Source organism: Xanthomonas sp. NCPPB 3761, from assembly GCF_041475705.2.
Lineage (GTDB): Bacteria > Pseudomonadota > Gammaproteobacteria > Xanthomonadales > Xanthomonadaceae > Xanthomonas > Xanthomonas phaseoli.
The window spans coordinates 2,512,017-2,525,104 of sequence record NZ_CM191262.1; the positions used below are offsets into that span (position 1 = coordinate 2,512,017).

At 66.2% G+C, this 13,088-nt stretch carries 5 protein-coding genes and 2 pseudogenes; all 7 read left to right on the forward strand.

Annotated features, from left to right (window positions below; genetic code table 11):
• The first annotated feature begins 555 nt into the window (after positions 1-555).
• The 7 genes and pseudogenes from ACCQ00_RS11060 (at position 556) to flhB (ending at position 13,072) form a co-directional block, all read left to right on the forward strand.
• Complete coding sequence (locus ACCQ00_RS11060) at positions 556-825, forward strand: flagellar biosynthetic protein FliQ (protein ID WP_005917968.1); 270 nt, start codon at positions 556-558, stop codon at positions 823-825.
• A gap of 13 nt (positions 826-838) precedes the next feature.
• Positions 839-1,630 carry a flagellar biosynthetic protein FliR gene (gene fliR, locus ACCQ00_RS11065; protein ID WP_008572484.1) on the forward strand — a complete coding sequence of 264 codons (792 nt, stop codon included), beginning with the start codon at positions 839-841 and terminating at the stop codon, positions 1,628-1,630.
• Positions 1,631-1,860: 230 nt separating this feature from the next.
• Positions 1,861-4,781: pseudogene (locus ACCQ00_RS11070) on the forward strand (diguanylate cyclase domain-containing protein).
• A gap of 315 nt (positions 4,782-5,096) precedes the next feature.
• On the forward strand, positions 5,097-6,080 hold the full coding sequence (locus ACCQ00_RS11075; RefSeq protein ID WP_022557821.1) for an IS5-like element ISXfu1 family transposase: 984 nt from the start codon (positions 5,097-5,099) through the stop codon (positions 6,078-6,080).
• Positions 6,081-6,324: 244 nt separating this feature from the next.
• A pseudogene (locus ACCQ00_RS11080) lies at positions 6,325-9,245 on the forward strand (diguanylate cyclase).
• A 268-nt stretch (positions 9,246-9,513) separates the two neighbouring features.
• Positions 9,514-11,601, forward strand: coding sequence for a putative bifunctional diguanylate cyclase/phosphodiesterase (locus ACCQ00_RS11085; protein ID WP_039573476.1), 2,088 nt, complete (start codon positions 9,514-9,516; stop codon positions 11,599-11,601).
• Between the two features lie 340 nt (positions 11,602-11,941).
• Complete coding sequence (flhB, locus tag ACCQ00_RS11090) at positions 11,942-13,072, forward strand: flagellar biosynthesis protein FlhB (RefSeq protein WP_039573479.1); 1,131 nt, start codon at positions 11,942-11,944, stop codon at positions 13,070-13,072.
• Positions 13,073-13,088 lie beyond the last annotated feature (16 nt).

The following is a 13,088-nucleotide window of genomic DNA, read 5'->3' on the forward strand; positions in this document are numbered from 1 at the left end:
GTGACTCGCGCCCACAGGGCGTGAAAGCCCCTTACTTGACGTTGCGCCCATAAAAAACGGAGACATAAGCTTAAACACAAGCAAGTGCAGAGCTTTCGTCCCCCTTCGGGGGGCGAGTCACTTTCTTTGCTTGTGCAAAGAAAGTAACCAAAGAAACACACCCCCGTCCTCGCGCCCCTACGCGCCAAGGCGCTACGGGTACGCAGTCCACGTGGGAATTTTTCTAAGGGACATCCATGTCCCTTAGAAAAACGTCGCGCATCCATGCGCGCCGCCCCTTCGGGGTTTGACCCACGTGGCCTGCCGCTGCGGTATGGGGCCCGAAAAGCCGACAGCAAAGCACCAGCAAACCAGAGCAAGAGCACAGCGACAGCGACAGCGACAGCGACAGCGACAGCGACAGCGACACGCTAACAGCAAGGCAAGGCAAGGCACGGCCAATCGCGAGGATGAAACCGACCTCCTCCTCACCAAACCGCCAGCCAGGTCGCAAATCCCGACTCCCAATTCCCCAATCCCCGCCCCTTTGGCACCCCACTTGCATCAGCACCTCCCATGAGCCCTGAAATCGCCCTGACTGAATTGCGTGGTGGCCTGGTCACCGTCCTGTGGATCGCCGGGCCGATGTTGCTGGCCGTGCTGGTGGTCGGCGTGGTGATTGGCGTGGTGCAAGCCGCCACCCAGTTGAACGAACCGACCATCGCCTTCGTGGCCAAGGCGGTCGCGCTGACGGCCACGCTGTTTGCCACCGGCAGCATGCTGCTGGGGCATCTGGTGGAGTTCACCATTGCGCTGTTCCAGCGCATTCCGCATCTGATCGGCTAGCGGGCCGGACCGGATGGATTCCGCCACCCAGATGGTGATCGATGGCCAGCGCGCGTTCGCGATGGTCGGGGCGATCATGTGGACCATGCTGCGCACCGGTGCGTTGCTGACCGCCATGCCGTTGATCGGCACGCGGGCGGTGCCCGGACGGGTGCGGGTGATGCTGGCCGGGACGCTGGCGATGGTGCTGGCACCGATCCTGCCGCCGGTGCCGGAGTGGGACGGCTTTACCGCCCAGGCAGTGCTGAGCATTGCGCGCGAACTGGCAGTCGGGGCCAGCATGGGCTTCATGCTGAAGCTCATTTTCGAAGCCGGCGCATTGGCCGGCGAACTGGTCTCGCAGTCCACCGGCCTGTCGTTCGCGCAGATGTCCGACCCGATGCGCGGCGTGACCTCGGGGGTGATCGCCCAGTGGTTCTATCTCGGCTTCGGGCTGCTGTTCTTCGCGGCCAACGGGCATCTGGCGGTGATCGCATTGCTGGTGGACAGCTACAAGGCGTTGCCGATCGGGACCGCGTTGCCCGATGCCGGCGCATTCGCCGAAGTGGCGCCCACCCTGTTCCTGCAGATCCTGCGCGGCGGACTGACCCTGGCCTTGCCGATGATGGTGGCGATGCTGGCGGTGAATCTGGCTTTCGGCGCGCTGGCCAAGGCGGCCCCGGCATTGAATCCCATGCAACTGGGCCTGCCGCTGACGGTGCTGCTGGGGCTGTTCCTGCTGTCGAGTTTCGCCAGCGAATTCGCTCCTCCGGTGCAACGCATGTTCGATACCGCCTTCGATGCCGCCAGGGAGCTGACGGCCTGATCCACACTAGACAACCGCCGACCACAGCAAGCAAGGCAGGGGCCGGCTCACCCGTGCCGACGCCGCTTCGACGTGGCCGCCCCATCCTGCACCCTGCCAAACCGTGACACGCCTCAAGTTTCTGGCCGCGCAGCCGTCAACGCCCCTACACGATTGACGCTGCGTACCGTCGTCCAACACTGACCCACCCACGGGAATCGATGCTCACTGTGCCTGCGCTGTTGGCCCCGATGCGATTGCAAGGCGCTCGCCTGCGTGCAACGGCGTGGCTGTTGCTGGCAGCGGTGCTGGCCTGCGGCCCAAGTTGGGCGCAAACCTACAGCTTCCGCGATTACGCCCAGGCCGATGGCCTGCAGGGCATGACCGTCAACAGCCTGCTCGAAGACCGCCAGGGCGTGGTCTGGGTCGGCACCGAGCTGGCGCTGCACCGTTTCGAACGCGAACGCTTCACCCCGGTCGGCAAGGAGAGCGGGCTGGATGCGCGCTATATCCGCGCACTCGGGCTGGATGCGGCCGGCCGTCTGTGGGTGTCCAGCGCCAATGGCCTGTTCGTGCGCGAGGGCAACGACTTCGTGCAGGTGCTGCGCGATGGCAAACCGATCCGCGCCGACAGCGGCAATGTCGTTGCCGCCTACGCCGATGGCGTGGTGGTGGTCAGCGAAAACAGCCTGCTGCGGCTGTCGCCTGGTGCCGCAGGCGGCTGGTCGGTCCACTCCCTGCCCTTGCAGTTGGACGATGGCCGTCTCCTGCCGGCCGGCAGGGCCTTGCTGGCCGATGGAACCGCGTTATGGGCCAGCTGCGGCCAGCACGTCTGCCGAATCGATGCCAGCGGCAAGATCACCTTGCTGTCCGAGGACGATGGCGTACCCGAACGGCAATGGCGCGCGATCTTTCGCGATCACCTGGGCACCTTGTGGTTGCGCGGTGGCGGGCTGGTGCTCTCACGTGCTGCCGGCGAGCGCGTGTTCCGCAATCGTCCGGCGCCGGCCGGCACCCGATTCGACACCCTCTCCGGTGCCACCACGCTGTCGGAAGATGCGCAAGGCCGCCTGCTGACCCGCTCGGACCGCGGCCTGGTGCGCTGGGAAGGCGACCACTGGCGCTACTTCGGCCAAAGCCAGGGGTTGCAGATCAGCCCCATGGTCGGCCCGTTGATGATGCAGAGCACCGGCCAGCTATGGATCGGCACGCGCGGACTGGGGGTGCAGCGCTGGCTGGGCTACGGCACCATCGAGCACTGGGACCAAAGCCAGGGGCTGGCCGAAGCGCCGACCTGGGTCAGCCAGCGGCTGCCCAGCGGTGAGCTGTTGGTCGGTGGCGATGCGGGATCCAATGTGCTCGATCCGCGCAGCGGGCGCATGCAGCCGTGGACGCTGGAGGACGGCCAACCCCTGCTGCAGTCCATTTCCATCGCACTGTCGCCGGACGATGGTGCGGCCTGGGTGGCGCGCTCGTCCGGGGCCGTGGCGCGGCGCGACCCGCGCAGCGGCAAGACCACCGATGTGCTGCAGCTCGACCTGCCGATCAACCGGCTGATGTTCGACACCGCCGGCACCTTGTGGATCACCACCCCGCGCGGGCTGTACCGGGTACGGCGTGGCACCCCACTGCGAGCCGAGCGCGAAATGGCGCTGCCGGCGGCCTTCGTGGGCGATATCGACCTGGATCCGCAGGGACGGCTGTGGGCCAGCACGCGCGAAGGCCTGTTCCTGCAGGCAAAAGACGCAACTGGCAGCGCGTACAGGTGCGCGGCGACCTGCCTAGCCAGGATTTCTTCCTGCTCGATTTCAGCGCCGATGGCGAGGTCTGGCTATCGCTGCGCGACACCGGGTTGTGGCATGGCCGGCTGCAAGCCGACGGCGTACTGACGCTTGCCGCGGTGGACGACCCGCTGGTGGCACGGGTGATGCCCTTCATCCTGCGCCACGACAGCAAGGGCCGGCTGTGGCTGGGCAGCAGCCAGGGCCTGGATGTGTACCAGAACGGTCGTTGGTCGCGGGCCACGCGCACCGAAGGGCTGTTGTGGGACGACATGTCGGCCAATGCGTTTTTCGAAGATACCGATGGCAGCGTCTGGCTCGGCAGCAGCCGTGGCCTGACCCACCTGCTGGATCCGATGCGCCTGTTCGCCGCACCGCCGCTGCGGGTGGCGATCTTGCATGTGCGCCGCGGCGACCAGCCGCTGTTGCCGCAAGCCCGGGTGGCGTGGTCGCAAGTGCCGCTGGATGTGGACATCAGTACCCCGGGAGCGGAGGGTGGCCCGGACCGCGTCAGCTTCCGTTACCGGGTCGAAGGCCATCAGGCCAGCTGGACCAGCACCTCGCTCAGCCACCTGACCTACCCGCTGCTGCCGCCAGGCAGTTACACGCTGGAAGTGCAGGCACTGGATGCCTACCAGCGCAGCAGCAGCCCGATCACCCGCTTCGGATTCGAGTTGGTGCCACCGTGGTGGCGGGGCGTTCCGGCCATGGTCGGGTACGTGCTGCTGAGCATCGCGGCAGTGATCGCGCTGCTGCGTTGGCGCACCGCCAAACTGCTGCGACGCAAGCGTGAACTGGAGCAGCTGGTGGCCAAGCGCACCGCCGAGCTTGAACAGGACAAGCGCGACCTGGAAGCGGCGCGCGCCGAACTCTCGCTCAAGGCCACCCACGACGAACTCACCGGTTTGCTCAATCGCGCCGGCATCCTGGCCGCGTTGCGCGAAATGCTGCTGCATGCCGAACACACCGGGCGTCCGCTGGCAGTGGTGTTGATCGATCTGGACCACTTCAAACTGGTCAACGACCAACACGGCCATCTGGCCGGCGACGCCGTCCTGGCCGGGGTCGGCCGCCGCATGGACACCCTGATGCGCGGCGACGACCGCATCGGCCGTTACGGCGGCGAAGAACTGCTGGCGCTGCTGCCAGGCCTGAACCTGGATGCCACCCATCGGCTGGACGCCCTGCACCGCGGCATCTGCGGCGACTACCCCATCGATGGCGGCTGGCTGCATGTCACCTGTTCGGTCGGCGTGGCCTGGTTCCAGCGTGGCGAAACGCTCGAGCAATTGCTGGCACGCGCCGACGCAGCGCTGTACAGGGCCAAGCGCAGTGGCCGCAATCGTGTCGATTACGACCACGTGCCGCTGGATACCTTCGATCAGGTGTGACCGCAGCGCAGGTGAGCTTGCTGCGCGTTGCACCGTTCGACCCGCACACTGAAGGCGCACATGCGCCGGCAATCGATTGCAACGCCGGGTCAAGCGCACGCCTGCGCCGGCCAACTACCGCGCTGTGGAGAGCTCGGCAGCGATGACAGGTGCATCGCGCTTGCGCAAACGTGTGACCGGTGCCCTGCAATACGCCAACAAACAGAGGCGTTCGCCAGTTCCTCACGCCGTCGTGCTCGCTCAAGCATTAAGGAAACTCTGAACAATCCGTCCTGATCTGCCACAATCGATCATCGACCCGAGTAGACGATTTCGATGCAGCTGACCTTCGGCGACGCGGAGTACGACGGCAAGCGCAAGCGGACGCGGCGTGAGGTGTTTTTGGCCGAGATGGAGCAGGTCGTGCCGTGGAAGGAGCTGCTGGGGCTGATCGAGCCGCACTATCCGAAGTCGGGGCAACCGGGACGACAGCCGTATCGGCTGGAGACGATGCTGCGCATCCACTTTTTGCAGCAGTGGTATGCATTGAGCGATCCATCGGCGGAAGAAGCCTTGTACGACACGGTGTCGATGCGCCGTTTCGCCAAGATCGGCGGGCTGGATGAGGTGCCGGACGAGACGACGATTCTCAACTTTCGCCATCTGCTGGAGCAGCACGATTTGGCGCGCAAGCTGTTCAATCGGGTGAACGCGCATCTGTCGCGCAAGGGTCAGAGCCTGCGCGGCGGGACGATTGTGGATGCCACGATTATCTCTGCGCCCAGTTCGACCAAGAACAAGGACGGTGAGCGCGATCCGGAGATGCGCCAGACCAAGAAGGGCAACCAATACTTCTTCGGGATGAAGGCGCACATTGGAGTGGATGATGAATCCGGCCTAGTGCACCACGTGGAATGCACGGCAGCCAACGTGGCGGACATCACGCAAGCGCACAAGCTGCTGCATGGCAAGGAAGACACGGTGTGTGGGGACAGCGGCTACACCGGGCTTGAGAAGCGCGATGAGATCAAGGGCAAGCGCAAGCTACGCTACCTGATCGCGGAGAAGCCCTCGAAGCTGAAGCAGATCAAGAACAAGCGCGAACTGAAGTTGGCCAAGCGCTGGGAGCACACCAAGGCCAGCCTGCGTGCGAAGGTGGAACATCCGTTTCGGGTGATCAAGCGCCAGTTTGGCTATGCCAAGGTGCGCTATCGCGGCCTGGTCAAAAACACCGCGCAGGTGCTGACGCTCTTTGCGCTGTCGAACCTGTGGCTGAAGCGGAAGCAGTTGATGCCTGCCGTTGGGAAGTTGTGCCTGTAATGGGGAGAACGCCCCGAGAATGCGCTGGAAACAGCGAAAAACCGAAGGTGTGAGCGTAGTCAGCGCTACCGATGCGGGTCGACGCATCCTCTGGCCGCATTGATCAGACCATCCTTAAAGGATTACGCGTTGGCAGCCGCTAGTTGTTCCAATGCGGCCTGCGATGGGGGGCTGCCGAGGCAAGCCTGAGACACCGCGCGAGGGGCGCGGACCGCATTGCCGATGCGTGGAGACTGCAACGTCCGTGGGGTTTGAGCACCGCCAATGGAGGTCGTCGCACCGGCGTGCACCGTTTGCCGTCGTGGTGCTGTTCGCGTTGCTGTCATTGGCCGACCTGGCCGGTGCGCAAAGCGCCAGCATCCGCCGCTATGCCCACGACCAGGGCCTGCTCGGGCTGGCCGGTACCTGCCTGCTGCAGACCCGCGCCACCTTGCTGTGGGTGTGCACCGAGAGCGGGCTGTATCGCTACAACGGGCGCATCTTCCAACAGATTCCGCTGGATGGCCTGCGCAACGAGCCCACCACCTCGATCACCGAAACCGCCGATGGGCGGTTATGGGTGGCCGGCTTCCAGGCCTTGTTCGTCGGCGACGAGCGCGGCTTCCGCAAACTGCAGCCGGATGAAGCCGAGCACCTGGGGGACCAGATGCAACTGGCCAGCCTGCCCTGGGGCACGGTGCTGGCCAATGGCGGCACGCTGGAAATCCTGCAGGTCCGCGCCAACGATCGCTGGCACAGCGAACCATTGCTGGACACCGCAACCCGGGTCCGCGTTCCGGAGTTGTCCAAGTCGCTGAGCCTGTCGGTGGACGGCGACACGCTGTGGGTGGGCTGCGCGCGCAAGCTGTGCGCCATCGATGCGCAGCGCAAGGTGCAGGTGTTCGGGCCCGAACACGGGGTGCCGGACGACCGGTGGTACAGCGTGTTGCGCGACCACGACGGCGGGCTGTGGGTGCGCGGTGCGGGCAACCTGCTCTATCGCGCGCGCGGGGCGAGCGCCTTCAGTGTTCGCGCGCTGCCGCTGCTGGATGGCAGCACGGTCGGGCGGCCAGCATCGCTGGTGATGGACCGCGAAGGGCGCATGTTGGTGCGTCGTAACGACGGGCTAGCGCGTTGGGAAAACGGCCACTGGCGCACGTTCGGCGCAGACAATGGCCTACCACCGGGCAGCAGCGATGCGATCCTGGTGGACCGCGACGGCGATATCTGGATGACCGTGGACGGCGAAGGGCTGGTGCGCTGGGCCGGCTACGAATGGATCGAAAACTGGGACGCCTCGCAAGGCATGCCGGCCGCGCCGACCTGGTCGATCGCCCGCGACACGCAAGGCGCATTGCTGGTCGGCAACGAGCACGGCATCGGCCGCCAGGCCGAGCCGGATAAGCGCTTTGTCCCGGCCCTGCAAAGCGCCGGGATCCAGGTCGTGGGCATGCAGCGCAGCGCAGACGGCAGCTTGTGGACGCTCAATTCGGCCGGTGTCCTGCGCCGCACCTGGCCGGATGGGCGCAACGCGCAGATCGCCAAGTTGCCGCGCACCGCGCGTCGCCTGCTGATCGACCGCCAGAGCCGGCTGTGGATGCTCAGCGCCGGCGGCTTGTTCGTGATCGAACACCCGCTCGAGGGCGGCAGCATGCAGGCCGTGGCCGACGTGCCTGCCATCGCCTATACCGACATCCAGCAAACCGCCGACGGCACGCTATGGGTTTCCAGCTCCAACGGCTTGTTCCAGTTGCGCGATGGGCGGTGGTCCAAGGTCAAGGTCAAGGTCAACGGCGGCGCGCCGGAGCCATGGATCGCCAAGTTCCACATCAGCGACAGCGGTGAGGTGTGGCTGGCGTTCTATCGCCCCGGCCTGTGGCACGGCATGTTGTTGCACGACGGCCTGGACCTGCAGGAAATCAGCGACGAAGCGCTGCGCGATGTGGGCGTGTACCTGCTGCGCGGCGACAGCGTCGGCCGGGTCTGGGTGGGCCATGCACGCGGCGTCGAGGTCTACGACGGCGAGCGCTGGGCGCATCTGTCGCAGTCGCAGGGGCTGATCTGGGACGACGTTTCCGAGGCTGCATTTGCAGAAGATCCGGATGGTTCGGTGTGGATCGGCACCGCACGCGGGGTGAGCCACGTGAGCGACCCGGCGCGCCTGTTCGACGAACGCCAGCCCAGAGTGCGCATCGACAGCGTCAGCCGCGGCGGCATGCCGGTGCAGCGCGGGCAGCTACTGGGCTGGAGCGACAAGCCCTTGCACATCGAGCTGTCGACGATGGAGGTCTACGACGACCCCAGCCGCCTGACGGTGCGTTACCGCCTGCTCGGCCTGCACGACCAATGGATCCAGAGCGACAACCTGTCCATCGACCAGCCACCGCTGCCCTCCGGGCACTTCCGCCTGCAGGTCCAGGTGCTGGACCGCTACCGTCGCACCGCCTCGCCGATCGCCGACCTGCCCTTTGCGGTCGCGCCACTGTGGTGGCGCAGCCTGCCGGCGATCGCGCTGTATGTGTTGATCGGCAGCGGACTGCTGATCGGCCTGTGGCGCTGGCGGCACCGCCATCTGGTGGCGCGCGAACGCATGCTGGCCGAATTGGTGTCCGAGCGCACTTACCAGTTGGAGCGCGAAAAACGCGAACTGGAAAACGCACGTGCGGCGCTGGCCTTGAAGGCCAGCCATGACGCGCTGACCGGCCTGCTCAACCGCTCCGGCATCCTGGAAGCGATGTCCGAAGAACTGCAGGCTGCGCGCACGGCGAGCATCCGCTGGCGGTGGTGTTGATCGATCTGGACCACTTCAAACAGGTCAACGACGAACACGGGCATCTGGTCGGCGATGCGGTGCTGGCCAAGGTGGGCGCACGGTTGACGGCCTGCCTGCGCGATTCGGACAAGGTGGGCCGCTACGGCGGCGAAGAATTGCTGCTGTTGCTGCCGGGCATGAGCCAACAGAGCCAGCACCGGCTACGCGCCATCCACGAAGCGCTCAGCCTTGCTCCCTACGAGGTGGGTACCGCACGCCCGCTGCAGGTGACCTGTTCGGTGGGCGTGTCCTGGTTCCGTGTCGGCGACACCGCCGCCTCGCTGCTGGCACGTGCGGACGAGGCGCTGTATCGGGCCAAGCGCTCCGGCCGTAACCGGATCGAACCGGAGGAACCGGAAAGTTCGGTGGCATGAGCCGCGCAGGTGGCCAGGCCAGGTCGGCACGCGCAGGCAGTCAGGCACGCGTCATTGGCAAGCCACGGCGCACCGGCAGTCGATGTGGCAAACATGCCGTGATCGCGTGCGCCGGCTGCGCACGCACGGCGATCGCAGGACCTTCGAACGTGCCGTCTCTGGCGGCAACGCGGGATTGACGGCATTGGCCGCTGTCCCGCGCTCAAGAGGTCGCGCAAGGGGTCGCTAGGTCTTGGGCAACGCGTCTTTCGACGTGGGAAGTGGATAGGTGGTCGGAACCTACAACCCTGGCATGGTGATGCTGTCGCTGGTAGTGGCCGTGCTGGCTTCCTACACCGCGCTGTATCTGGCTGCACGCACCACTGCCAGTCGCGGCGGCATCGCGGCTGCGTGGCTGGTGGGCGGCGCCATTGCCATGGGCATCGGCATCTGGTCGATGCACTTCGTCGGCATGCTGGCGTTCCGCCTGCCGATTCCGGTGGGCTACGACCTGGCGCTGACGTGCTATTCGATGCTGGCGGCGATCCTGACCTCGGCGCTGGCGCTCTGGCTGACCTCGCGCGCGGACCTGCCGTTGCTCCGGTTGGGCCTGGGTGCGCTGCTGATGGGGCTTGGCATCGCGCTGATGCATTACATGGGCATGGATGCGCTGCGCATGGTGCCGGCCATTCGCTATGACCCGCTGCTGTTCGGGCTGTCGATCGCCATCGCCGTCGGCGCCTCCGCCGCCGCGTTGTGGATCGCGTTCCGGCTGCGCCACGATGGGCAGCGCTCCAGCCTGCGCTTGATCGCCGCCTCGATCATGGGCGTGGCGATCGTGGGCATGCATTACACCGGCATGGCCGCCGCCCAGTTCGCGCCCGGCAGCGTGTGCGGCGCGGTTGCCGAGATGCATCTGCCGTTGTCGTGGCTGACGGCGGTGGTGGTGCTGGTGACCTTGGTCCTGCTGATGCTGGCGCTGGTCATTTCGTTGCTGTCGCGCCGCTTTCAACAGCGCACCGACGTGCTGGCCCAATCGCTGGCCAAGGCCAATGCCGAACTGGCGCTGGCGACGCTGCACGACCCACTCACCCGGCTGCCCAACCGCATCCTGCTGCACGAGCATCTCGTGCAGAACATCGAGCGCGCCCAGCGCCAGGGGCAGCGCTTTGCGGTCTTGCTGATCAACCTGGACGGCTTCAAGGTGATCAACGATGGCTATGGTCATGCGTTGGGCGACCGCCTGCTGGTGGTGGTGGCCGAGCGTTTGAACGCGCACCAACGCGCGCATGGCAGCCTGGCGCGGCTGGGCGCCGACGAATTCGTGCTGATGGCCGACATTGCCGACCCGGAAGACGCCGCCGCGCTGGCCGCGCATCTGGTGCAGGCGCTGGCGGTGCCGTTCCTGGTGGCCAACCACGAGCTGCGCCTGAGCAGCAGCATCGGCATTGCGCTGTACCCGGAAGACGCCGGTAGCGAGCACCAGCTGCTGACGCATGCCGATGCGGCAATGACCCATGCCAAACATGCCGGCCGCAACCGCTACAGCTTTTTCGAACGCTCGATGACGGCCACCACCCGCGACCGCCTGCAGCTGCTGCAGGAACTGCCGCGCGCGCTGGAACTGGGGCAGTTCGTGCTGCATTACCAGCCCAAGTACTGCGCCGAGGACGGCCGCCCGATCGGCGCCGAAGCGCTGATCCGCTGGCAGCACCCGGAACGCGGCCTGGTGCCGCCGGACAGCTTCATTCCGCTGGCCGAACGCAGCGGCATGATCGGCCTGCTCGGCAGCTGGGTGCTGCGGCAGGCCTGCCGCCAGATGCGCGACTGGCGGCAGGCCGGACACGGCGACTGGCGGGTGGCGGTCAACCTGTCGGCCCTCCAGCTGGCCTCGCCGAGCCTGCTGGACGAAGTGGCCACCACGCTGAGCGAATACGCGCTGGCCCCTGGCCAGCTCACCCTGGAAATCACCGAAACCATGGCCATGCGCGACGCCGAGGCCTGCCTGCGCACCCTGGGCCAGCTCAACGCGCTGGGCGTGCGCATCGCCATCGACGACTTCGGCACCGGCTATTCCAACCTGCTGTACCTGCGCAAGCTGCCAGCGCACGAGCTCAAGATCGACCGCAGCTTCGTCCAGGCCATGGACGGCAGCGCCGAAGACATCGCCATCGTGGCCGCCGTGGTGGCGCTGGCGCACACCATGCGCCTGCAAGTGGTGGCCGAAGGCGTGGAAACCCTCGCCCAGCGCAACACCCTGGAACGGCTGGGCTGCGACCAGCTGCAAGGCTATCTGCTGGGCCGCCCGATGGACGCCGAACGCTTCATCGCCACCGTGGTCGCCGAGCGCGACGGCCCGCGCCGCCTGGCCAGCTGAGCAACGCACGACTCAGAACACCCACTCGACCGCTCAACGCCCGCGGCCAAGCCGAGCACCAGGCCGAACCGCCGTGGAATCGCACAAGCTCCGGCGCGCGCGGTCCAGCCCGCGGCCACGCTCTTCCGATTCCCGATTCCCGATTCCCGACTCCCGATTCCCGATTCCCGATTCCCGATTCCCGATTCTCGATTCTCGATTCCCGATTCTCGATTCCCGACTCCCGATCCCCGATTCCCTAATCCCGAATCCCGAATCCCGAATCCCGAATCCCGAATCCCGAATCCCCAACCTGGCACGCCGCTTGCAAAAGCCAGGCTAATCCCCCACCGGCACGTCCATGTCCGAGTCCGAAGACGGCGGCGAGCGTACAGAGCTTCCCACCGAAAAACGCCTGCGCGAGGCCCGTGAGCAGGGCAACATCCCGCAGTCGCGCGAGTTGTCGACCGCGGCGGTGTTCGGTGCCGGCGTGTTTGCGCTGATGGTGCTGGCCCGCGGCATCGGCGATGGCGCTGCGGTGTGGATGAAGACCGCGCTCAGCCCGGACCCGAAGATGCGCGAGAACCCGATGGCGTTGTTCGGCCATTTCGGCGATCTGCTGCTGCAGTTGCTGTGGGTGATGCTGCCGCTGATCGGCATCTGCCTGGCTGCCGGGCTGGCTGGCCCGCTGATGATGAGCGGCCTGCGCTTTTCCGGCAAAGCGATCATGCCCGACCTCAGCAAGCTCAACCCGGCCAACGGGATCAAGCGCATGTGGGGCAGCAACAGCCTGACCGAGCTGATCAAGTCGGTGCTGCGCCTGCTGTTTGTCGGGCTGGCCGCCAGCTTCTGCATCTCCAAGGGCCTGCACGGCCTGCGCTCGCTGGTGAACCAGCCGCTGGAACAGGCCATCGGCAACGGGCTGGATTTCACCAAGAGCCTGCTGTTCTACACCGCCGGCGCCCTGGTGCTGCTGGCCGCCATCGACGCGCCGTACCAGAAGTGGAACTGGCTGCGGAAGCTGAAGATGACGCGCGAAGAGATCAAGCGCGAGATGAAGGAAAGCGAGGGCAGCCCGGAAGTGAAGGGCCGCATCCGCCAGATGCAGATGCAGATGTCGCAGCGCCAGATGATGGAAGCGGTGCCCAAGGCCGACGTGGTGCTGATGAATCCGACCCACTACGCGGTGGCGCTCAAGTACGAAGGCGGCAAGATGCGCGCCCCGATCGTGGTGGCCAAGGGGGTGGACGAAATGGCCTTCCGCATCCGCGAAGCCGGCGAGCAGCACCGGGTGGCGATCGTCACTGCGCCGCCTTTGGCACGCGCCTTGTATAGGGAAGCCCAAATCGGCAAGGAAATTCCCGTGAGACTCTATTCGGTCGTGGCCCAGGTGCTTTCCTACGTCTACCAGCTGCGAGGCTGGAACGGCGGCCCGATGCCGGAACTGCCGTCGCTCGAGGTGGATGAGTTCGGCAAGGGAGCCAGCGCATGAGCGCCCGCCCCGCCCC